Origin of the sequence: Roseovarius sp. (assembly GCF_040223625.1) — a bacterium.
Taxonomy (GTDB): domain Bacteria; phylum Pseudomonadota; class Alphaproteobacteria; order Rhodobacterales; family Rhodobacteraceae; genus Roseovarius.
The window spans coordinates 13243-35714 of the sequence record NZ_JAVKFX010000066.1; the positions used below are offsets into that span (position 1 = coordinate 13243).

General features: G+C 66.1%; 21 protein-coding genes. 4 read left to right on the plus strand and 17 right to left on the minus strand.

From position 1 onward, the window contains the following. Window positions 1–9: 9 nt before the first annotated feature. From RLN94_RS18640 to RLN94_RS18670, 7 genes are all read right to left on the minus strand, one after another. On the minus strand, window positions 10–1146 hold the full coding sequence (locus tag RLN94_RS18640) for a Stf0 family sulfotransferase (RefSeq protein ID WP_350127773.1): 1137 nt from the start codon (window positions 1144–1146) through the stop codon (window positions 10–12). Window positions 1147–1215: 69 nt separating this feature from the next. After that, window positions 1216–1980, minus strand: coding sequence for a TIGR01458 family HAD-type hydrolase (locus tag RLN94_RS18645; RefSeq protein ID WP_350127776.1), 765 nt, complete (start codon window positions 1978–1980; stop codon window positions 1216–1218). Window positions 1981–2022: 42 nt separating this feature from the next. Then, the gene (locus RLN94_RS18650; RefSeq protein WP_350127779.1) at window positions 2023–3030 is read right to left on the minus strand and encodes a helix-turn-helix domain-containing protein; all 1008 of its coding nucleotides are present in this window, start codon (window positions 3028–3030) and stop codon (window positions 2023–2025) included. 57 nt (window positions 3031–3087) lie between these two features. Then, window positions 3088–3657, minus strand: coding sequence for a sarcosine oxidase subunit gamma (locus RLN94_RS18655; RefSeq protein WP_350127782.1), 570 nt, complete (start codon window positions 3655–3657; stop codon window positions 3088–3090). After that, the gene (locus tag RLN94_RS18660; protein WP_350127785.1) at window positions 3650–6598 is read right to left on the minus strand and encodes a sarcosine oxidase subunit alpha family protein; all 2949 of its coding nucleotides are present in this window, start codon (window positions 6596–6598) and stop codon (window positions 3650–3652) included. Before RLN94_RS18660 ends, RLN94_RS18655 begins: the two co-directional genes overlap by 8 nt. After that, a complete protein-coding gene (locus RLN94_RS18665) occupies window positions 6595–6882 on the minus strand; it encodes a sarcosine oxidase subunit delta (RefSeq protein ID WP_350127788.1) in 288 nt (95 codons plus the stop codon). Before RLN94_RS18665 ends, RLN94_RS18660 begins: the two co-directional genes overlap by 4 nt. Window positions 6883–7003: 121 nt before the next feature. Continuing rightward, window positions 7004–8254 carry a sarcosine oxidase subunit beta family protein gene (locus RLN94_RS18670; protein ID WP_350127791.1) on the minus strand — a complete coding sequence of 417 codons (1251 nt, stop codon included), beginning with the start codon at window positions 8252–8254 and terminating at the stop codon, window positions 7004–7006. An 80-nt stretch (window positions 8255–8334) separates the two neighbouring features. Between RLN94_RS18670 and RLN94_RS18675 the strand changes: the two genes are divergently transcribed. Both RLN94_RS18675 and RLN94_RS18680 read left to right on the plus strand, forming a co-directional pair. After that, a complete protein-coding gene (locus RLN94_RS18675; protein ID WP_350159188.1) occupies window positions 8335–9303 on the plus strand; it encodes a GlxA family transcriptional regulator in 969 nt (322 codons plus the stop codon). 92 nt (window positions 9304–9395) lie between these two features. Next, a complete protein-coding gene (locus tag RLN94_RS18680) occupies window positions 9396–10121 on the plus strand; it encodes a type 1 glutamine amidotransferase (RefSeq protein ID WP_350127797.1) in 726 nt (241 codons plus the stop codon). A 97-nt stretch (window positions 10122–10218) separates the two neighbouring features. Here RLN94_RS18680 and zapE read toward each other — a convergent pair whose 3' ends face one another. Continuing rightward, window positions 10219–11277, minus strand: coding sequence for a cell division protein ZapE (gene zapE, locus RLN94_RS18685; RefSeq protein ID WP_350127914.1), 1059 nt, complete (start codon window positions 11275–11277; stop codon window positions 10219–10221). Window positions 11278–11417: 140 nt separating this feature from the next. Between zapE and RLN94_RS18690 the strand changes: the two genes are divergently transcribed. After that, a complete protein-coding gene (locus RLN94_RS18690) occupies window positions 11418–12656 on the plus strand; it encodes an MFS transporter (protein WP_350127800.1) in 1239 nt (412 codons plus the stop codon). A 10-nt stretch (window positions 12657–12666) separates the two neighbouring features. On the opposite strand, the gene RLN94_RS18695 is transcribed toward RLN94_RS18690, so the two are convergent. The 7 genes from RLN94_RS18695 to fghA all read right to left on the minus strand — a co-directional run bounded on the left by RLN94_RS18695 (window position 12667) and on the right by fghA (window position 18957). Continuing rightward, entirely contained in the window at window positions 12667–13584 is a 918-nt protein-coding gene (locus RLN94_RS18695) for an alpha/beta fold hydrolase (RefSeq protein WP_350127803.1), read from the minus strand. Continuing rightward, window positions 13581–14498 carry an ornithine cyclodeaminase family protein gene (locus tag RLN94_RS18700; protein ID WP_350127806.1) on the minus strand — a complete coding sequence of 306 codons (918 nt, stop codon included), beginning with the start codon at window positions 14496–14498 and terminating at the stop codon, window positions 13581–13583. The genes RLN94_RS18695 and RLN94_RS18700 overlap by 4 nt, the downstream gene beginning before the upstream one ends. Then, window positions 14495–15115: an HAD family hydrolase gene (locus RLN94_RS18705; protein WP_350127809.1), complete on the minus strand. Its 621-nt coding sequence runs from the start codon at window positions 15113–15115 to the stop codon at window positions 14495–14497. Before RLN94_RS18705 ends, RLN94_RS18700 begins: the two co-directional genes overlap by 4 nt. A 9-nt stretch (window positions 15116–15124) precedes the next feature. Continuing rightward, a complete protein-coding gene (locus tag RLN94_RS18710; protein ID WP_350127812.1) occupies window positions 15125–16087 on the minus strand; it encodes a DMT family transporter in 963 nt (320 codons plus the stop codon). A 75-nt stretch (window positions 16088–16162) separates the two neighbouring features. Beyond that, entirely contained in the window at window positions 16163–16606 is a 444-nt protein-coding gene (locus RLN94_RS18715) for a YaiI/YqxD family protein (RefSeq protein WP_350127815.1), read from the minus strand. Next, window positions 16603–18054, minus strand: coding sequence for a Si-specific NAD(P)(+) transhydrogenase (gene sthA / locus RLN94_RS18720; protein ID WP_350127818.1), 1452 nt, complete (start codon window positions 18052–18054; stop codon window positions 16603–16605). The genes RLN94_RS18715 and sthA overlap by 4 nt, the downstream gene beginning before the upstream one ends. Before the next feature lie 69 nt (window positions 18055–18123). After that, entirely contained in the window at window positions 18124–18957 is an 834-nt protein-coding gene (gene fghA, locus RLN94_RS18725; protein WP_350127821.1) for an S-formylglutathione hydrolase, read from the minus strand. A 187-nt stretch (window positions 18958–19144) separates the two neighbouring features. On the opposite strand from fghA, the gene RLN94_RS18730 reads away from it, so the two are divergent. Then, complete coding sequence (locus RLN94_RS18730; protein WP_350127824.1) at window positions 19145–20803, plus strand: hypothetical protein; 1659 nt, start codon at window positions 19145–19147, stop codon at window positions 20801–20803. A gap of 14 nt (window positions 20804–20817) precedes the next feature. On the opposite strand, the gene RLN94_RS18735 is transcribed toward RLN94_RS18730, so the two are convergent. Together RLN94_RS18735 and RLN94_RS18740 are read right to left on the minus strand one after the other, a co-directional pair. Beyond that, window positions 20818–21516 carry a nitroreductase family protein gene (locus tag RLN94_RS18735; protein ID WP_350127827.1) on the minus strand — a complete coding sequence of 233 codons (699 nt, stop codon included), beginning with the start codon at window positions 21514–21516 and terminating at the stop codon, window positions 20818–20820. A 13-nt stretch (window positions 21517–21529) separates the two neighbouring features. Further along, window positions 21530–22462 carry an AEC family transporter gene (locus RLN94_RS18740; RefSeq protein WP_350127830.1) on the minus strand — a complete coding sequence of 311 codons (933 nt, stop codon included), beginning with the start codon at window positions 22460–22462 and terminating at the stop codon, window positions 21530–21532. Window positions 22463–22472: the final 10 nt, after the last annotated feature.

The window sequence follows — 22472 nt, forward strand, 5'->3', positions numbered from 1 at the left end:
CTCGGGCGTTTACCGGTCGATCCGGTCGCCAAGGTCAGACCTGAGCTTCGAGATGAATTCCTCGTTCTTCCGGGTGGAAGATGACCGCGGCAGGTTGCTTGCCCCCTCCATCCGGTTTCGCGCCGCCTCGGTATCCAGGTCGAGATGTTGCAGTATCCGTGTCGCGCATCCCACGCCGTCCGACACGATGTCCTCGAACGTGAAGGACAGATCGGGACCGCCGCGTTCCGCGAGGAACCGGTCGGCCAGATCGTCCTGCCGCTTGAGCATTTCGTAGAGGTCCTTCAACCGCGCAAAGTCGTATTCGAGAGAATTGGCCTTTGCTTCGAGACGCGCGTAGGCTTCGGCATCGTGGACATGCCAGCGGGCCGCGCTTTCCGCGATGTAGGTGGAGACGGCCCGAGCGACGCAATCCTCGCGCGTGATGCTGACCAGCGTCCAGTCCTTCGAACTGTGCAAGAGGTTCTGCCAGGCGTCATGCGAATAGGTGCCGGTGGCCCCGGCGAGGAAGCCGTGGACGATCTTCGTCACGAAGACCCCGTTCTTCTGACCCTTTGCAGACACGCCTGCCAGCCAATCAAGCAAGTCGATATTGCCTGTCCGTGACAGGGCCGCCACGTGATGACGCATATGTTCCCTGATATTGCCCAGTTGGCCGGAACTGGACAGGATGTTTGACAGGTACGTCGAACCTGACCGTGCCGGACAGATGATCGCACCGATGCGGGCCGGCTTGCCAGTTGCCCGCGAACCTCCCCCGGCACACCATGCTGGATACAAATCGCGCATCACATCGACTACGCGAACCCCACGGTCTGCGCAGACATCCTTTGCCTTCTGTATCGTCGACGGATCGCTGAAATCGCCCAGGACATAGACCGGCTTGCCCGTCACGTAGTCAACCGGCGCGCCGGCCGCCGCCAGGCGCTCTGCGTCCACGGGCACATGTAACCCCGGATAGCCGAAACGCGCTTCCAGTGCGCGCTTTGTCGGACCGCCGGCCAACAGGAATCCCGGCGGAAGCTGCCAGAACAGCTTTTCCACGAACCCGATCTCGTCAAGCAGCCCGAGAAGGCTGGCCGCCGAGACGTACGGATCTTCCATCGTGCGTTGCCGACAATCGGCCCGCGAAACCCAGGGGGGCATCGGTCCTCCTTTGGACAAGTGCGTTCAAGAAGCAATACACCCTGGCACGCGTGCGATAAAAGGCCCCCGTCAGGACAACAGCCAGTCGACCGCCGCGGAGAGGTCGGCGGCCACGTGGCTCGGGGCCGGGTCGATACCGGTTTCATCGCCGTCGCGGTACTTCCCGGTTTTCACCAGCACCGCACGGCCGAGGCCCGCGCGCAGGGCGCCGGCAACGTCAGACTCCGCATCGTCCCCCACCATAGCTGCCTCCTCCGCCGTCACCCCCATGTCGTCGAGCGCGGCGGCAAAGAAGGCCTTGGCGGGCTTGCCCAGAACCTCCGCCTCGGTCCCGCTCGCGTATTCCAGCGCGGCGACGAACGCACCGGCATCCATGCTCAGCTCGCCATCGGCATCGCGAAAGGCGCGGTTGGCGGCAAGCGCATAGAACGCGGCCCCCGCGCTCAGCACCCGGAACGCGGCGTTGAGCCTATCGAAGGTGAAATAAGGCCCGGCATCGCCAACCACGAGCGCGCCGGGCCTGTCACTGTCCTCATGCCCTTCGAAATCCTCGGCAAGATCGGGGTGGATCAGCAGGTGCGCCTTCACCCCCTTTGCGGTCAGAGCGTCGCAGGCCGCCCTGGCGGGTGTGAACAGCTCCTCATCCTCCAGCTCGAACCCCATTTTGCGCAGCTTTTCCAGAAGCTTGCGCCGGGGCGCGCGGGTCGAGTTGGTCAGGAACCGCACCGGCAGGCCGCCCGCGCGCAGTGTCGCCACGGCCTCGGCCGCGCCGGGCACGGGCTGGTCGCCGTCGTAAAGGACCCCGGAGAGATCGAGCAGGACGCCTTTCACCATGGCAAGAGGATGGCAAGACCGCGCCCGGCGGTCAAACCCTGCTTATGCGGCACGCCCCGCCCCGGCGCCGGCAAAGGCGTGGCGGCGCACCTCGCCCGGCATCTGGCCGTATTTGCGGTGAAACCATTTCTTCATCAGCGTCACGTTGGAAAACCCGCAGGCGACCGACACCTCGCCCACCGGCAGCGAGGTCTGCGCCAGCAGGCTGTGCGCCCGTTCCAGCCGCAGGTCGCGGTAAACCTTGAGGGGGGTCTGGCCCAGATACTCGCTGAACCCGCGTTCCAGCTTGCGGGGGGAGACGTCGAGGATATCGGCGATCTGGCCGACGGTCAGCGTGTCCTCGAGATGGTCGCGCATGATCTGCAGCGCCTCGCAGATCACCTCGTCGCCCTGCGCCATGCGCTTGTAGCGCCAGTGCTCGCCCGAGCCGCATTCGGCCTGCGGCTCGTTGAGCCCGAGGTCGCGGGCCAGTGCCACGCGGGTGAACTCGCCATCGCGGACGCCGACGAGGTCGACCATCATCCGGATGGCCGACACGTGGCCGGTGGCGCTGCTCATGGCCTTGTGGTGACAGGTGGTGCCCTCGACGATCTCGGGGCCCTGGGCGCCTTCCTCGACCCCGGGGCGGAAGCTGGGATGCACCGCCAGCCGCTTGGTGGCCAGCACGCCGGCGGCAAGCGGCACGAAAACGGCCGCGCCCACCACGCAGACGCGGGCGGCGTTGCGGATGGCGGCGCGCAGGGTGGTCAGGCCGTCGGCCGAGGGCTGCCACGGCGCGTCGGTGCCGCCGATCAGCACCAGCGTCTGGTCGGGCCCGCAGACCGGGCCGCAGGCTTGCGACAGCTCGGCCTCGCCGCGGATATGCACCCAGTCATAGGCCGGTTGCCCGGTCAGGCGGTTGGCACTGCGCAGGACGTCGATACAGGCCTCGGCGAGGAAGGCGACGCTGTCATCCTGGCTGATGAAGACGAATTCGCCGGACAGGCTGCGCCGTCCGGACACGGGTGTCGCCACCGCGGTACGGGCGCGTTCGAAGTTCTCGAGATACATGTGCTATCTTCCTTTCCCTTCGTGGCGCGGAGCCCTGAAATCCGCGTTGTGAATCCCTTAGCTGACGTTCCTGATCGAGGTTTCCACGGCATGCAGGAACGAGCCGGCCGAGGAACTGGCGGAGAGGAGCAGGAAGCTGTCCTGCCCGGTGCGGAGGATGATGGTGCCCAGATGCTCCATCACCGTGCGCGCGGCGTCGCCGACGGCAAAGGCATCGGGGTGAATGTCGAGCGGGCAGATCCGTTCCAGCGCCGTGCGGGCGCGGGGGCCGGAAAGCTCCAGCGCGCACCACGTATCGGTCTGGTCGGTGAGATAGGCGGTATCGCCGATGCGCCCGGCGACGATGGTTTCGGCATCCGGCTCGGCCCGGTGGAAGAGGATGAAGGCCTGATCGGGGGCCAGCCGCAGCAGCGTGGCGCCGTCTTCCTGTGCGGTGGCGGATTTGCCCGGCGCGGGCAGGTCGGCGCCATAGCCCTTGCGGATGGCGGCCAGCGCCGCGTCCTCCCCGCCCAGCGGCAGGGCGACGGCGACGATCGCCAGATCCTTCGGCGCGCGCAGCCGGAGGCCGTCGATTGTGTGGTCCACGCCGGCCAGCGGCGGGGCGGGTGTGAGGGTGAACTCAGCCACGGAGACGCACTCCTTCCGGGTCGATGAAATGGGCCGACACGATCTCGACCTCCATCTCGGTGCCGTGCACGGGGCTGACGGCGCGGACGATCTCGCCCTTGCGCTCATGCCCGGACTTGATGAAGCCCAGCCCGATGGAATGGCCGAGGTTCGGCGAATAGGCGACCGAGGTCATCCAGCCCTGGTCGTTCTCCATCGTGGCCTCCTCGCCCTTGTTGATGAAATGCGCGCCGGTGATCAGCTTCTGCGAGCGGTCGACCGGGCGGAACCCCATCATCCGGATCGCGTCGTCGCGGATCATCTCGGGGCGTTGCGAGAGCACGTTGCCGATGCATTCCTTCTTCTGGCTGACCATCTTGCCCAGCCCGATATTGTGGGCGGTGGTCTGGCCGTTCAGCTCGTTGCCGACGGCGTGGCCCTTCTCGATGCGCATGACGCTGAGCGCCTCGGTGCCGTAGGGGACGGCGCCGAACTCCGCGCCGGCCTCGTTCAGGACCGCCATCATCGAGTTGCCGTAGCGGGCGGGCACGGCAATCTCGTAGGCCAGCTCGCCCGAGAAGGAGATGCGGAACAGCCGCGCGGGCGTGCCGCCGCAGACGGTGATCTCGGCACAGGACATGAAGGGGAAGGCCTCGTTCGAGAGGTCGACATCCTTGTCGACCACCTTGCGCAGCAGGTCGCGCGATTTCGGCCCGGCGACGGCGAACTGGGCCCAGCCATCGGTGGTGGAAATCAGGTGCACGTCCATGTTGGGCCAGAGGCACTGGCGGGCGAATTCGAGACGGCGGAAGACCAGCACGGCGTTGGCCGTGGTCGTGGTCATGACGTAGTGGTTCTCGCCCAGCCGCGCGGTGGTGCCGTCGTCGTAACAGATGCCATCCTCGCGCAGCATCAGGCCATAGCGGACCTTGCCCACCTTCAGGGTCGAGAAGGTGTTGGCATAGACCTTGTCGAGGAAGGCGTCGGCATCGCGGCCCTTGATGTCGATCTTGCCGAGCGTGGTGACATCGCAGATGCCGACCTTTTCACGGGCGGTCTTTGCCTCGCGGTCGACGCTGTCGCGCCAGCCCTTCTCGTCGCCCTGCACGTACCACTCCGCCCGCAGCCAGTTGCCGACGGTGACGAAGCTCGCGCCATGTTCCTCGGCCCATTTGTGCGAGGGGGTCAGGCGGTAGGGGCGGAAATCCTTGCCACGTGCCCGGCCGGCCAGCGCGCCCATGGGCACGGGGGTAAAGGGCGGGCGGAAGATGGTGGTGCCGGTCTCGGGGATCGTCCGCCCGGTGATCTCGGACATGATGGCGAGCGCCGGTATATTGGCGGTCTTGCCCTGGTCGGTGGCCATGCCAAGCGTGGTGTAGCGCTTGAGATGCTCGACCGCGCGGAAGCCTTCCTGGTGCGAGAGCTTCACGTCCTTGACGGTCACGTCGTTCTGCTGATCGAGCCAGGCGCGATGCTTGCTTTGCGGCACGTACCAGAATGCGGCGTTCTCCTGCGGTTCGTCCTCCGCCTCGACCGCATCGGCCTTGGCGGGGGTGAACCCGAGGTCGGAAATCTGCGCCTCGGCCTGTGCCCGGCCTTCGGCCAGGGCCGCGGCCAGCGTCATCGAGCCATTGGCGGCGCCCGCCACGACCATGCCCGCAGGCATGGTGCCGCCCGGCACGAAGGCCTTGATATCGTCGCGCCATTCCGGCTTGCCACGCTGGTGGCAGGTCAGGTGGACGTTGGGGTTCCACCCGCCCGAGACGGCGAGGCAATCGACCGGCAGAACCTGCCCATCGGTCAGGGTGATGGATTTCAGGCCCTTGCGGCCCACGGTATTCACCACGCTCGCCCCGCGAATGTGCCGCACGTCGGGCAGGCTGAACGGCGCCGCCCGGTCGCGGCTGTCGATCACGGCACGGACATGCACGCCCTTCGCCGCCAGGTCGGCGGCGGTGCGCCAGCCGTCGTCGTTGTTGGTGAAAACGGCCACTTCCTTGCCCGGCGCCACGCCAAAACGGTTGACGTAGGTCCGCACGGCGCCCGCCAGCATCACGCCGGGGCGGTCGTTGTTGCCGAAGGCAATGGGCCGCTCGGTGCTGCCCGCCGCCAACACGGCGCGCTTGGAATAGATCCGCCACAGGATCTGACGCGGCTTGCCGGCGCTGTCGGCGAGGTGGTCGGTGCAACGTTCGAGCGCGCCGTAAATGCCGTGATCGTAGGCGCCGTAAACGGTGGTGCGGGTCATGACCCGCACGTTGTCCATCGACGCCAGTTCCGCCAGCGCCTGTGCCGCCCAGTCGTGCCCGGCCATGCCGCCCAGCTCCAACGTTTCGGAATTGAGCCGCCCGCCGGCGACGAAATCCTCGTCCGCCAGGATCACGCGCGCCCCGGCCCGGGCCGCCGCCAGCGCCGCCGACAGGCCCGCGGGCCCGGAGCCGATCACCAGCAGGTCGCAATGCAGGAAGCCCTTGTCATACTGGTCCGGGTCTTCCTGCATCGACAGCCGCCCCAGACCCGCCGAGGCGCGGATCGCCGGCTCGTAGACCTTTTCCCAGAAGGTTTTCGGCCACATGAACGTCTTGTAATAGAAGCCCGCCGACAGGAAGGGCGAGAGGAAATCCGTCATCGCCATCATGTCGAATTCGAGCGAGCCGCGATGGTTCTGGCTGGTGGCGGTAAGCCCGTCGAAAAGCTCGGCCATGGTGGCGCGGGTGTTGGGCTCGGTATGGGCCCCGGTGCGCAGGTGCACGAGCGCGTTGGGCTCTTCCGAACCGGCGGTGAACACGCCGCGCGGGCGGTGATACTTGAACGACCGGCCGACCAGCCGCTGGCCGTTGGCCAGCAGGGCGGAGGCGAGCGTATCGCCTTCGAACCCGGTCAGGGACCTGTTGTTGAAGCGGAACTTGAGCGGTTTCGTGCGGTCGATCAGGCCGCCGCCGATGCGGTTGGGTTGCGTCATTTGTCCCGCCCCCTTGCGCGCGCCACGTCGCGGGCCAGCTCGACCCGGGTGATTTCATGGGTCAGCGTGTCGCGCGTGACCACCAGCCACGAACGATCACCCTGTTCATGATACCAGAGCTCCTGATGCTGCCCGGCCGGGTTGTCGCGCAGGTAGCCGTAATCGTGGAACTGCTCCATCGCGCCCTCGGCCTGCCAGTCGGGCCGGTCAATCAGGCTGGCATCGCCGAGATAGACGAACTCCGCGGCATCGCGCGGGCCTAGAAGGGGGTGATTGATGATCATCGTTTCGTTTTTCCCTTCGCGCCCCGGGCTTGACCCGGGGCCTCGTGATTGGCCGTGAGGTCCCGGGTCAGGCCCGGGACGGGTGGGAACGATGGGCAAGGGCAATCGCGCATGTCGGACCTCAGTGGAGGTTGGGCTGATTGCCCACGCCTTTTTCGTCGATGATGTTGCCGCTGCGGAACCGGTCGAGGCGCATCTGCGCGGCGGTCGGGTGCGGCTCGTCCTTGGCCAGCAGGTGGGCGTAGCAGTACCCGCTCGCCGGCGTCGCCTTGAACCCGCCATAGCACCAGCCGCCGTTGAAATAGAGCCCGTCGATATGGGTCTTGTCGATGAAGGGCGAGCCGTCCATCGACATGTCCATCAGCCCGCCCCACGACCGCAGGAGCCGGGCGCGACCGATCATCGGCATGATCGCCATGCCCCCCTCGGCCACGTCCTCGACAACCGGCAGGTTGCCGCGCTGGGCATAGGTGTTGTAGCCGTCGATATCGCCGCCGAAGACCAGCCCGCCCTTGTCGGACTGGCTGACGTAGAAGTGGCCGGCACCGAAGGTGATGACGCCCGGGAGAACTGGCTTCAGACCCTCGGTGACGAAAGCCTGGAGCACGTGGCTTTCGATCGGCAGGCGCATGCCCGCCGCGGCCATGACGCGGCTGGACGAGCCGGCGACACAGACCGCCACCTTCTTCGCCTTGATCGCGCCGCGGTTGGTCTCGACGCCCAGGCACTTGCCCTCTCTGATGTCGAAACCGGTGACCTCGCAATTCTGGATGATGTCGACGCCGCGGCTGTCGGCGCCGCGGGCATAGCCCCAGGCCACCGCGTCGTGCCGGGCGGTGCCGCCGCGGCGCTGGAAGAGGCCGCCCTTGATCGGGAAGCGGGCATTGTCGAAATCGAGGAAGGGCAGCTCGCGCCGCAGCGCGGCGGCATCGGCTAGCTCGGCATCGGCGCCGGCGAGGAACATGGCGTTCGCCCGCCGCACGAAGGCGTCGCGCTGGCCGTCAGTGTGGAACAGGTTGAGGATCGAGCGCTGCGACACCATCGAGTTGTAGTTGGTGTCCTGCTCGAGATTCTCCCACAGCTTCATCGACATCTCGTAGAACGGCTCGTTCCCGGGCAGCAGGTAGTTCGAGCGGATGATCGTGGTGTTCCGCCCGATATTGCCCGAGCCCAGCCAGCCCTTCTCGAGCACGGCGACGTTGCGGAGGCCGAATTCCTTGGCGAGATAATAGGCCGTTGCCAAACCGTGCCCGCCGCCACCGATGATGACGATATCGTATTCCGCCTTCGGCTCGGGGTCGCGCCAGACGGGTTTCCATCCCTTGTTGCCGGTCAGGCCTTCCTTGAAGATCCTGAATGCTGAATAGCGCATCGGGCGGGAGTCCTTATCCTTGAGTCATTCCCAGCATGACGCGTTCCGCTTCGCTCGACTTTTCCCAAACAGTCGCTTACATGCCTATTATGGACAGTATTGGTACAAATTCAGTAACCAAGCGGCGAATCGGCATCCTGCCGATCGACGGGTTCGCGGTGATGTCCTACGCCGCGCTGACCGAGCCGATGCGGGCGGCGAACGTGCTGGCGCGGCGGACGCTTTACGAGATGATCAACATCTCGGCCTCGGGCCACCCGATCGCCAGCTCCGGCGCCGCGCTGGTTCTGCCGCAGGCCAAGGTTGGCGACGATCTCGACCTCGACTACCTGTTCGTCGTCGCCGGCGGCGACCCGACAACCTATGACGACCGCGCCGTGATCAACTGGCTGGCCCGGATGGCGCGGGAGGGGGTGCCGCTGGGGGGCGTGTCGGGCGGGCCGATCATCCTGGCGCGCGCCGGGCTGATGGCTGGGCGGCGGATGACGGTGCACTGGGAACATGCCGCGGCGCTGGCCGAGATCTCGCCGCACCTGCTGATCGAACGTTCGCTCTACGTGATTGACCGCGACCGGGTGACCTGTGCCGGCGGCTCGGCGCCGATGGACCTGATGCACGCGCTGATCACCCAGCACCACGGCAAGCCCTTTGCCCGGCTGGTGAGCGACTGGTTCATGCATACCGAGGTGCGCCCCTCCGCCGGGCCGCAGCGCGCCGGGCTGGTGGAACGGGTGGGGGTGAACAACGCCGCCATCCTCGACGCGGTGGAGGTGATGGAGGCGAACGTGGCCGAGCCGGTGAGCCTTTCGCACCTGGCGCAAACCGCCGGGCTGTCGGAGCGACAATTGAACCGGCTTTTCACCGACAAGCTGGGTCGGCCGACGATGCGCTATTACCGCGAGCTTCGGCTGGAAAAGGCACAGAGCCTGCTGCGCAACTCGCCGCTCACGCTGACCGAGATCGCGCTGGCCACCGGCTTTGCCAGCTCTTCGCATTTCTCACGCGCCTATGCCGCGCAGTTCGGCCAGCCGCCCTCGGCCTATCGCTGAGCGATTGCGTCACGGGGCGCGCGGTTTGCGGTCGCCGCTTGTCAAATTGCCGGCGCCCGCCATAGTCTCGGCGCGAGAGAACGGAGGGCCCCATGCATATTCTCGTCCTGCAGCACGAACGTGTCGAACATCCCGGCGTCTTCCGGAAGTTCCTTCGCGAAGACGGCCACACATGGGAGGCGATCGAGCTCGACGAGGGCGAGCCGCTGCCCGACAGCACGGACGGGTTCGACGCGCTCTGGGTCATGGGCGGGCCGATGGACACCTGGCAGGAAGACATCCACCCCTGGCTGAAGCCCGAAAAGGAGTTCATCCGCAAGGCGGTGGCCGAGGAGGGAATGCCCTACCTGGGCCTGTGCCTGGGCCATCAGCTTCTGGCCGAGGCACTGGGCGGCTCGGTGGGACCGTCGAAGACGCCCGAGATCGGGGTGATGGACGTGCACCTGACCGAGGCGGGGGCGAGCGGCGTGCTGTTCGACGGGCTGCCGGAACGGTTCGACTGCCTGCAATGGCACTCGGCCGAGGTGACGGCGCTGCCCGAGGGGGCGCAGGTGCTGGCCACCTCGCCCGATTGCGCCGTGCAGGCGATGAAATGGGAAACGCGGGCCTATTCCATGCAGTTTCACATGGAGATCGAGGCCGATACCGTACTCAACTGGAACAACATCCCGGAATATGCGGGCGCGCTCGACAAGGCGATCGGGGCAGACGCGGTGCATGATCTCGAGGCGGCCTGTGCGCAACGGATGGAGAGCTTCAACGACCGGGCGGAGCGGATCTACATCAACTGGCTTCAGGCGACGTCGCGGGCGGGGTGACGGAAGTCCGGGGCCTTTGCGCCTAGCGTTGAATTTCCAGCGGAAATTCAACGTCTCCCCCAGAGTATTTTTCCCAAGAAGAAGCCGGGTCGGGGCTTCAATCCTCCGCCCAGCCGTCCGACTGCATCTCGCGCAGGCGGCTGGCGGTGCGTTCGAATTCGAAACTGCCCTCGCCCTCGACATAAAGGTACTCCGGTTCCGCCGCTGCCGAACAGATGAGCTGGGTTCCGGCCTCGTAGAGCGCATCGACAAGGGTGACGAAGCGCTTGGCCTCGTTGAAGTTCGAGCGCGAGAGCTGGGGGATGTTCTCCAGCACCAGCACGCGTGCCGCCTCGGCGATGGCGAGGTAGTCGGCGGGGCCGAGCGGCTTGGCGCAAAGATCGTAGAAGCTGGCCCGCGCCACGCCGTTGCGGAAGGCGGGGATCGTGACCTCGCGCTTGTTGACGACGAGGGTGTGGGGCGCGCTGTCGCCATCGGTGAGGTCGTTCCAGACCGCCTTGATGTTCTCGCGCGCCTCGGCGTCAATCGGGGTGAAATAGGTGCGGGTGCCGGCCAGCCTGTCCTGCCGGTAATCGGTGGGGCCGGCCATTTCATGGACCACCATCCGCTCCTTCACCAGGTCGATGAAGGGCAGGAAAAGCTGGCGGTTGAGGCCGTTCTTGTAGAGGTCGTCTGGCACGCGGTTGGAGGTGGTCACCACCACCACGCCCTCGTCGAACAGCGCCTCGAAGAGCCGGCCCACGATCATCGCGTCGGTGATGTCGGTGATCTGCATCTCGTCGAAGGCCAGAAGGCGGACGCTCTCGGTGACCTCCTTGGCGACGGGAGACAGCGCATCCTCCACCCCCTGCTTGCGGGCGGCGTGCATGCCGGCGTGGATCTCCTGCATGAAGGCGTGGAAATGCACCCGGCGGTTGGGCACCTCGAGCGTGTCGACGAACATGTCCATCAGCATCGACTTGCCGCGCCCGACCCCGCCCCAGAGATAGAGCCCCTTGGGCGGCTCGGGCGCCTTGCGGAACCAACCCTTCTTCCGCGGCTTGGCCAGCTCGGCGCGGATGCGCTCGAACTCGGGCAGCGCCGCCACCTGCGCGACGTCGCGGGTCAGTTTCCCCTCGGCGACGAGGCGGTCATATCGTTCCGGCAGCGTTTCCATCCGCCCCGCATAGCGCGCCCGCGCGGCCATGAAAAGCGCCTGTGCCGCCGTGGCGTCACGAACGGTGATTGTCACCCGCACAATCCTTGAATTGACGCCGCCCTTCCGAAGGGTAATCTGCGCCGCGACAGGAGCGCGCCATGCAGAAATCCACCCCCCTCTTCACGCCGGTGCTGATCGCCGGATGTGTCATCATGCTGATCTCCTTCGCGATCCGCGCTTCCTTCGGTGTCTTCCAGATCCCGATCGCGGAAGAGTTCGGCTGGCTTCGGGTCGAATTCTCGATGGCCATCGCCATCCAGAACCTCGCCTGGGGCATCGGCCAGCCGATCTTCGGCGCGCTGGCCGAGCGGATCGGCGACCGCAAGGCGATCGTGATGGGCGCCATCGTCTATGCTGCCGGGCTGGTGCTGTCCTCCACCGCAGTGACGCCAGGCGCGCTGCAATTCTACGAGGTGCTGGTGGGGTTCGGCATCGCCGGTACCGGTTTCGGGGTGATCCTCGCCGTGGTGGGCCGCGCCAGCTCCGACGAGAACCGCTCGATGAGCCTGGCCATCGCCACCGCAGCCGGCTCCGCCGGGCAGGTGGTGGGCCCGCCTGTGGCCGAGGCGCTTCTGAGCGTGATGAGCTGGCAGATGGTGTTCATCGTCTTCGCCGTGACGATCGTCGCCGCGCTGGTGATGCTGCCGCTGATGCGCGCGCCCGAGCCGGCGTCGAAGGCCGAGCTCGAGGAAAGCATGGGCGCGATCCTCGGCAAGGCCTTCCGCGACCCGTCCTATACGCTGATCTTCCTCGGCTTCTTCTCCTGTGGCTACCAGCTTGCCTTCGTCACCGCCCATTTCCCCGCCTTCGTGACCGAGATGTGCGGGCCCATCGCCGCGGGCAGCGTGCTGCACGGGATCGGCATCACCTCGACCTCGGCACTGGGCGCGGCGGCCATCGCGGTGATCGGGCTGGCCAATATCGCCGGCACGCTGACGGCGGGCTGGCTGGGCAAGCGCTATTCCAAGAAATACCTGCTGGCGGGCATCTACACCGGCCGGACGATCATCGCCGCGTGGTTCATCATGGTGCCGATGACGCCCGCGACGGTGCTGCTCTTCTCGGTCGGCATGGGCTCTCTCTGGCTGGCGACGGTGCCGCTGACCAGCGGGCTGATCGCGCATCTATACGGGCTGCGCTACATGGGCACGCTGTATGGCATCGTGTTCTTCAGCCACCAGCTTGGCAGTTTCCTGGGCGTCTGGCTGGGCGGGCGGATGTACGACATCTATGGCGATTACACCGCCGTCTGGTGGGTCGGCGTTGGGGTGGGTGCGTTCTCGGCGCTGGTGCACCTGCCGGTGAAGGAGAACCGGCTGAAACCGGCGCTGGCCTAAGGGGGCGCCGTCAGAGCACCGGTTTCATCGCCGCCATCACCGCGTCGGGGTGGGTATAGGCCAGCGCATGGCCGGCATCGGGGATGACCGCCTGCCGCGCCTGCGGGTTCCACTCGGCCAGCGTGTCCTTGCAGGTCAGTGGGATCACGTCATCCTTTTCGCCCCAGATCGCCAGCACCGGCGTGCCCGCCGCGGCGATGGCACGGTGGGCGTCGTCGAGATCCTCGTCAAGGATGCCGCGCAGCGAGGACAGCACGGCCGGGGCAAACCCCTTCATCCGCGTCTCGGCAATCTGCAGATCGACGATCCGGTCGATATGGGCGTGCCCCCCCCGCTCGGATTCCGTCGCCCGGCGCAGCGACTTGGCGTAGAAACCCAGCATCATCCAGCGGCCAAGGAAATTGTACTTCACCGCCATGTCCGCCACCGGCCCGAGATCATGGCCCAGCCCGGCCGGCGCCAGCAGCACCAGCTGCCGCAGGCGCCCGGCCTGCTCCGCCGCGAAGGCCGACGCGATGGCGCCGCCCATGGAATAGCCGAGCAGGGTGATCTCGCCCGTCACCCCCTGGTCCTCGAGGAGATCGTCAAGCTGGCGGAGGAAGAACGCGCTGTCCTGTTCGCTCCTCGGCCGGTCGGAGAAACCGCGGCCATAGAGATCGTAGGTCAGGACGCGATACCCCATTTGCGCCAGCTCCTCGGCCACCGGCCCCCAGACGAAGGAGGGCGTGGTGAGCCCATGCACGCAGACGGCGACAGGCCCATCCTCCGGCCCGTGCCACTGGTAATGGGTGACACCCTGCGAGAGGGTCGTGAACTGCCCCGGCGCAGCCTCCCGCCGGGTTCGGTTCATCCGGGGCCGCAGCGCCTCGACCGCGAAGGGCCAGATGGCCACGGCGGCGAGTATGGCGATGACGGCCCACCAGGTCATTGCGCGGCGGCCCAGGCGTCGAGGATGTAGCGGCTGGTCATCAGGTCCAGATGCGCGCCCCCGCCGTTCTTGAACAGCGTGATCTCGTCATCGCTCTCCCGCTTGAACTTACCGGCCTCGTAGTAGTCGGCCACGAGGTCGTCGCGGGCAATCACCCCCGCCTCGAGCGGGATCTTGATCTCGCCGATATGGCCCACGGTGGTATCGTAGCTGTCGACGAACACCCTCGCCCGCTTGAGCGCCGCGTCATCCACCTCGCGCATGTCCGGGCGGTAGGCGCCGATCAGGTCGACATGCTGGCCGGGTCGGAACCATTCCCCCTTCAGCAGCGGTTCGGTCGACATCGTGGCGGAGGTGACGATATCCGCCGCGCCCACCGCGGACTCCAGATCGTCGGCCACCCGCAGGCCCGGGCAGTCCTCGACCATCGCCTCGGCATTCTTGCGGGTGCGGTTCCAGACGGTGAAGCGCGCCTTCGGAAACGCGGCGGAATAGGCGTGGAACAGCGACCGTCCCACCGTCCCGGCGCCGACAATAAGTATCTCCTCGCTGTCGGGCCGGGCCAGTTTCGTGGCGGCATAGAGACTGTCTCCGGCGGTCTTCCACTTGGTGACGAGGTGAAAGTCGATCACCGCCTCGAGCTGACCGTCGCCATCGCCGAAGACACAGACAGACCCGTGGATCATCGGCTTGCCGGCCTTGGGGTTGCCCGGAAAGATCGTCGCCGATTTCACCGCCAGCCCCATGCCATCGATCCACGCCGAGCGCGACAGAAGCGTGTCGGGATCGCGGTAGAGAAAGGTATCGCCGATCTCGGCCTTGGGCAGCCTGTGCCCAGTCTCGAACGCCGCGCACAGCTTCATCCAGTCGAGATGTTTCTCGCCCTCGTCGAACGGGATCATGGTGACACTCATGCGATATCCTCCTGCGTCAGAAGCCCGTCCTCGACCAGCCGGCGGGCCAGCCCCTCGGGCGTTTCGAAACGATGTGTCTGCCAGCCGCGCGCGGCGGCGGCGGCGATGTTGTCTTCGCGGTCATCGGTGAAGAACAGCGTGTCCGGCGCCAGCCCGCAATCGGCCTCGACAGCGGCGTAAATCTCCGGGTCGGGCTTGATCATCCTCATCTCGCCGGAAATGTAGCGGCGGTCGAATTCCTTGAGCCAGGGAAACTGCGCCTCGCTCAGGGGAAAGTTCTCCTTGCCGAAATTGCTCAGCGCGAAGACCGGCACACCCTTCCCCTTCAGCGCCCGCAGAAGCTTCACCGAGTGCGCGATCTCCGGCTGGGCGATCTCCGTCCATTTCCACCGGAACTTCAGCACCTCCTGCCGCCATCTCCAATGCGCCGAGGCGGTATCCTCCACCACGTCGGCAAAGGCGTTGCCCGCGTCGATCTTCACCATCATACCGTGAATATCGACCTCGCCGAACATCTCCCGGCGCTTCGCCTTTCCGAGCACCCGGTCGAAATACTTCTCCGGCTGCCACTCGATCAGCACATTGCCGATGTCGAAAATCACCGCGTTGATCGCCATGAAACGCCCCTATCTCCTGACCGGCCCCTCGGCCACGTGCGTGCCTTTGCGCGATTCGCGCCAGACAAGGTAAAGCCCCGACCCGAGGATCAGCGCGATGCCGGCCCAGGCGACCATATCGGGCCAGGTGCCGAACACCGTGACGCCCCACAGGATCGCCATGGGCATCGAGATATATTCGAATGGCGCCGCAAAGGCCGCCTCGCTCAGCCGGTAGGCCTGGCTGATGAACAGAACGCCGGCCAGCCCGCTGATGCCCAGAAGGATGAAGATCGGGATATCCGCCGTGTCCACCGGCGCCCACGCCCGCAGAAGGAAATCAATGTCCGCGCCCGCCATCTCCGCAAGCTTGCCATCGCCTATGCTCAGCCCGATGGCGGCGCTGACGAACAGGAAGCAGCTTTGCGAATAGATTGCCATGGTCGCGGCACTCTCCGTGTCGCCGATCCGCCGGGCGATGATGTGCATCACCGCGTAAAGCGAGGCCGCGATCATCGGGAAGACCGAGGCCAGTTGAAACGCCGAGGTTCCCGGCTTGGCGATCAGCAGCACCCCCACGAATCCCACCGCGATGGCCGCCCAGCGCCGTGCGCCTACCCGTTCGCGCAGGAAGATCACCGAGAAGACCGTGATGACCAGCGGCGAGACGAAGAAGATCGCCACCGCATCGGCAATCGGCAGGGCGGCCAGCCCGAGGAACAGGAAGGAGTTGGCAAACACCACGCAAAGCCCCCGCGCGGCATGGGCCAGCGGGCGGCGCGTGCGGAACACCCGGAACCCGCCGAAGAACGGCATCACCAGGATCAGGAAGGTCGGAATGCCCACCAGCGCCCGCAGGAAAACCACCTGGTGCAGGGCATATCCGTCGGACACGAACTTGATCGCCACGTCGTTCAGCGAAAAGCAAAGCGCCGCCGTGAACGCACAGAGCGCGCCCACCAGGTTGGACCGTTCTATGGAAACCTGCGTCATGAAGTCCCGTTCGCTGTTCCCGGCAACAAACGGGAGCGGGCGGGGATTGTAAAGCATCGCGCCCGGAAAAACGGCTCAGCGCGCCGCCTGCCGAAGCGCCCGTTCCAGCGCGTCGAGAAACCTTGACCGGTCCGCCTTGGTAAAGCCCTTGCCGCCGCCCTGCCGGAACGGATCGGCGGCGCGCAGGTCGCTCATCAGGTCTCGCGTGGCCAGCGCCGCGCCCACGTTGCGCTCGGTCAGCGCTTCGCCATTTGGTTTCAGCACCAGCGCGCCACCCTCGACACATCGGGCGGCCAGCGGGATATCCCCGGTGATCACCACGTCCCCCGCCCCGGCCCGCTCGGCGATCCACTTGTCGGCCTCGTCCGGCCCCTCGGGCACGATCACCGTCTCGATGGCCGGGTTGGCCGAGGGCCGGATGCCGCCATTCGACACCATCTTCACGCCCACGCCATGCCGGGTGGCCACCCGCTCCACCTCCGCCTTCACGGGGCAGGCATCGGCATCGACGTAGATCACGCCTTCTTCGCCTTCGTGTCCACCTTGGCGCCCGGCTCCCGCTTCACCTTGTATTCCTCGGGAATGGGCATCCGGTTGAACGCATCGAGCCCGGCGATCTTGTAGGCCTCGGCCAGCGTCGGATAGTTGAACGTGTTCTGCACGAAGTAATCCACCGTCCCCTTCAGGTTCAGCACCGCCTGCGCGATATGGATGAGCTCGGTCGCCCCCTCGCCCACGATCTGCACGCCCAGCACCCGGCGGGTCTTGAGGCTGAACAACATCTTCAGCATCCCGTGCTCCAGCCCCATGATATGCCCCCGGCTGGTCTCGCGGAACCGGGCCACGCCCACCTCGTAGGGAATGCCCCGCTCCTGCATCTCCTCCTCCGACATGCCGCAGGTGGAAATTTCCGGCACCGAGTAGATGCCATAGGGAAACCACGGGCTTTCCGGCAGCGTCGGCGTATCGAGCGCATGGCAGGCCGCGATCCGCCCCTGCTGGATCGAAGTAGAGGCAAGGCTGGGATGGCCGATCACGTCGCCGGCGGCATAGATATGCTTGGCCGAGGTCTGGTAGGTCTTGCGGTCCACCTCGATCCGCCCGCGATGATCTGTGGCGATCCCCACGGCGTCGAGGTTCAGCCGCTCGGTCGCCCCCATCCGCCCGGCGGCGAACAGAAGCATCTCGGCCCGCACGTGGCGGCCATTGGCCATGCTCACCTCGACATGGCCGCCGGCATCCTCGATCTGTTCGATGGCCGAACCGAGCCGCAGGTCGACGCCGTTATCCCTGATCTGATGGGTAAACTCCTCGATGATCCGGCTGTCGATGAAATCGAGAAAACTGTCGCGCGGCTCGATCAGCGTCACCCGCACGTCGAGCGCCGAGAACATCGTGGCATATTCCACCCCGATCACCCCGGCCCCCACCACCACAAGGCTGCGCGGAATCTGCGCCAGCTCGAGAAACTCGTCACTGTCGACGATGGTCGAGCCGTTGAAGGGCACGTAATCCGGCCGATAGGTCTTGGTCCCGGTCGAGATCAGGAACCGGTCGGCGGTCAGCCGGCTGACCTCGCCCGCCTCGGTGGCCACCTCCACCTCGTTCGGGCCGATGAACTTCGCCATACCGTTCAGCGTGTCGACATGGTTGCGGTTGAACTGGTGCTCGAGGATATCGACCTCGTAATCGAGCGTCTTGTGCAGGCGCGACTTGAGGTCCTGCGCCTCGATATCCTCCTTCACCCGGTACGAGCGGCCGTAAAAGCTCCGCTCGCGCCAACCCGACAGGTTCAGCACCGTCTCGCGCAGGGTCTTCGACGGGATCGTGCCGGTATGCACCGAGACACCGCCAAGGCGGTCACGCCGGTCGATCACCAGCACCCGCCGCTTCAGCTTACCCGCCTGGATCGCAGCCGACCGCCCGGCCGGGCCGGAGCCGATGATGATGAGGTCGTAATGGCTCATTCAATGTCCTTCCCAAAATCGGCCGGTGAGCCGGACCGAAACACAGTGGCCCGACATTCGCGGGGCTGATCAGCCCGCATAAAGCGCCTCGGCATGGAAGCTCACGTGATCCTCCATGAAGGTCGAGACAAAGAAATAGCTGTGGTCGTATCCCGGCTGCAGCCGCAAATTGGCCTGCTGCCCCCGCTCGGCCGCCGCATGGGCAAAGTTGTGCGTGTTGAGCAATTTGAAGAACTGGTCCTTCGTCCCCGTATCCGTCAGGATCGGCCCATCGAACCCGGCCTCCCGCATCAGCAGCGTCGCGTCATGCGCGGCCCAGACCGCCTCGTCATCGCCGAGATACCCGCCAAGCTGCTTCCGACCCCAGTCGCTCGCCGTCGGATGGCAGATCGGCGCGAAGGCCGAGACCGAGCGATACCGCCCCGGCAGCCCCATCGCCAGCGTCAGCGCACCATGCCCGCCCATCGAATGCCCGGTGATCCCCTGCCGGCTTGCATCGATGGCGAACTCGCTGGCCACCAGCGCCGGCAGCTCCTCGCCGACGTAATCCCACATCCGGAAATGCTTGGCCCACGGGTCCTGCGTGGCGTTCACGTAGAACCCCGCCCCCTGCCCCATGTCGAACGAATCCTCGTCGGCCACGCCATCGCCGCGCGGGCTCGTATCGGGGAAGACCAGCGCGATCCCCTGCTCGGCCGCCCAGCCCTGCGCCCCCGCCTTGGTCATCGCGTTCTCATGCGTGCAGGTCAGCCCCGACAGGTACCACAGCACCGGCACCGGCCCGTCCTTCGCCTCTTCCGGCAGGAACAGGCCAAAGGTCATGTCGCAATTGCAGGCCTCCGAGGCGTGCTTGTACACCCCTTGGACCCCGCCGAAACAGGCGTTCTCGGAAACGGTTTCCATCCTTACCTCCCATGCCAGGAACCAGAGTTACCCGTCTCTAACAAGCCAGCCGAAGTCTGGAAACGCAAAACCGGCGCAGGCCCATGCAACAGCGACATGACCGGGCCTTCCAGTTTCCCAGCAAGGGCCACATTCACGCCGCAAAGCGAAGCTCAACCTGAGGCTGAAACGTCCGGGAAGGGATACCATGCGTCGCGTTATCAAGGTCTTTACGACAATCGCCCTGCTCGCCGTGGCGGCGCCAGTCGCCGCGGAAGATGCAACCGCCTCGAACGGCACCCCCTTCACCCGCACGGACCTTTACGCCGCGATCGAGGCGGGCGATCACAGGCTGGTCGAAACCACCTTCGCGGAGCTGCAGGCGCAGACCCTGGCCAACGAGGTCGGCGTCAACCGTCTCCGCGGGCTTTACGGCGTCTTCGGCACCAGCAACCCCCGCATCGTCGGATTTGCCGAAAGCTGGCTGGAGGCCTACCCGGACAGCCCCTTCGCCCGAACGGGGCTGGCCTGGGCCAGAAGCAGCACCGGCTGGAACATCCGGGGCGAGAAGCTCGCGCGCCAGACCTTCCCCGACGCCCTAGAGGCCTTCAGCCTGCTGCACCGCGACGCGTGGGACCTCGCGTTCGCGGCCCATGAAACCGATCCCGCGCTCGTCCCGGCCTCGGATGCGTTGCTGGCACTCGCCAATTCCACGGGGGAATACGAACGCGCCTTCGAGGTGCTGGACAGGGCGATGACGCTCCGCCCCGATCTCGGAACGCTCGAACGCGCCACGCTCATGACCGCCCCCGGCTGGGGCGGAAAATGGGACACGGCCGAAGCGCTCTGCGATCACTATGGCCCGACGATAGACCCGGGCAAAACCGACGCCACACTTCACTGCAAGGTCTATGCCGCCCTCAATTACCACGTCGGCGAAATGGGCGAGTGGGGGCTGGATATCCTCGAGCGGACGCCCATTCCGGCGCTCGACTACCTGCGGATCCACATGGCAACCTCCAGCAGCGCTAGCCGGGCCGATGCCGCTTTCGCCCATGCCTACCTCACGCGCGACGGCTTCACCGATGTCCGGAATGCCCGGCGATTCGACGAAAACGTGGCATGGCAGTACGGCTACGACTTCCTCGGCGAATCCCACCTGCGGCAGGCCAGGAAGAACGCAGCCGAGGCGCTCGAGCATGACCCATACGACCCGGCCCTGAACCGGATCATGGCAGAGGACGTCATGGCCTTCGAACTGCAGGGCGACAGCCTGACCCATCGCGTGGTCGAGCGTGTCCCGACTGAACAGAAGCTCCTCCATGTCGGCCGGCAGCTCGCGGTCTCCCCCTACGATCCCGAGCTCTGGACCGAATACGCCACCCTCCTGCGCCTTGTCGATCGTCAGGGGGCCATGCTCAAGGCTGAACCCTATGCGATCAACGCCATCGTCTACTCCAATTACAGCCCCGGCTACGTGATCGGCTATGCCCAGCGAAAGGCCCGCGCCATCATCGAACTCGACAGCCTCGAAGATCAGCCGGACAGCGCCATGTGGCAACGTCTGAGCGAAGCCGACAAGGCCCGCGCCGAGCAGGACCGCCAGAAACTGCTCGACTTCCGTCACGGCATCGACATGGACAAGACCCTGCGTTGCCCGATGCTGCAGGCCTACCGGCTACACGGTGTGATCTGCGCCCGTTCGAACAGCTCCTCCTGTGAGCTTCACCAGACACAGCGCGCGATGTTCGAGCCGTTACTGGACGACATCGAGAAACGGAGGGCCTGCACCGGGGTCATGGCGGCAAGCGAGATCGAGCTGTTCTTCCTGCCCGTCGATGTCGAGCTGTTCGACTCCGAGGGCTGAGCCCGGATACCGCTTCACCCCGTCCGACGATGGACGCTCATGATCTCGTCAATCGGTTTCTTGATGGTGGCCGCCTTCGGCATCGTAGCACCCCGGGCCGCGTGGCCCACAGTCAAGATCATCACCGGCTTTTCATTTTCCGGCCGGTTCAGCAACCCGTTCAGAAACTTCATCGGGTTCGGCGTATGGGTCAGCATCGACAGCCCCGCCGTATGCAGCGCGGTGATCAGCAGACCGGTCGCAATCCCCACGCTCTCCGGAACGTAGTAGTGCTTCCGCCGCGTCCCGTCAGGGTTCACCCCATAGCGCTGCGCGAAGACCACGATCAGCCAGGGCGCATCGGTCAGGTGCGGCTTGCTCGCATCCGTCCCGATCGGCTCCAGCGCCGCCAGCCACGCGTCGCCGGCCCCGCCCTCGTAGAACTGCCGCTCCTCCTCCTCGGCCGCCGCCCGGATCTTCGCCTTCATCTCCGGGTCGGCCACGGCCGCGAAATGCCAGGGCTGCTGGTTCGCCCCGCTCGGCGCCAGCCCCGCCGTCTCGATGGCCGCGGCGATCACCGCCTCCGGCACGGGCTTTGTCTCGTACTCCCGCACCGTATGCCGCTGCCGCATCAGGTCGCGAAAGCCCTCTACCGCTTCCTGCGCCTCTGCATCGCTCAGCTCCCGCCGGTGCGGCAGGGGAAGCGGCTCGTATCCGGTTGGCTCCTCGCCCATGCAACCGATCCTTTCAGTAAAGCTGCCCCACCCAGCCGATCACCAGCGACACCGTGATCACCGCAAGCGCCGTCGAGATCAGGATCGAGGCCGACACCCGTTGCGGCGCGATCCGGTAATGCTCGGCCAGGATATAGACGTTGCCTGCCACCGGCAGCGCAGCAGCTGCGATCATCACGGCGGCGGCATAGGGCTCCACCGGGAACAAAATCAGCGCCGAGAACGCCACCGCGCCGGGATGCAGCACCAGCTTGCTGAAGCTCAGCCACCCGGCGATCAACGGCCGCTCGGCCTTCTTCGTGGCCAGCGACGCGCCGATGGCGAACAGCGCCCCGGGCGTCGCCGCGCCCCCCAGCAGCGACAGGAAATCGTTCATCACGCTCGGGATCGGCAGCTTCAGCGCCGACCAGCCCAGCCCCAGCACGATCGACACGATCATCGGGTTCTTCAGCAGGCCCAGCCCCACCGTCTTCAGCGCGTTCAGCCCCACCGCCCCGTCGCGCGACCCGGTCACCAGGATCACCACAAGCGAGCCGAACACGATCAGGTCGATCGACAGCACCAACATCACCGATCCGATCGCCGCCTCGCCCATCAAGAGCGTCAGCATCGGCACGCCGAGAAACCCCACGTTGCCGATCACCCCGCATTGCGATTCGAACGCCGCCTCCTCAATCGAGGCGCCGCGCAGGAAGGCCGCCATCATCACCACGCCATAGACAAAGGCCGTGGCCCACAGGTAGGCGGCGATGAAGCGCATGTTGAACACCTCGCCGAACGACAGGTTCGCCGAGAAGCGGAACAGCATCGCCGACAATGCGAAGTAGAACACGAACTTGGTCAGCCACGCCGTCGCCTCCTCGGTGAAGAAGCCGGTGCGCCCGGCCCCGAAGCCAAGGCCGATCACGCAGAAGAAGGGCAGGGTCTGTAAGAAAATTTCCAGCATCGCCCGCTTG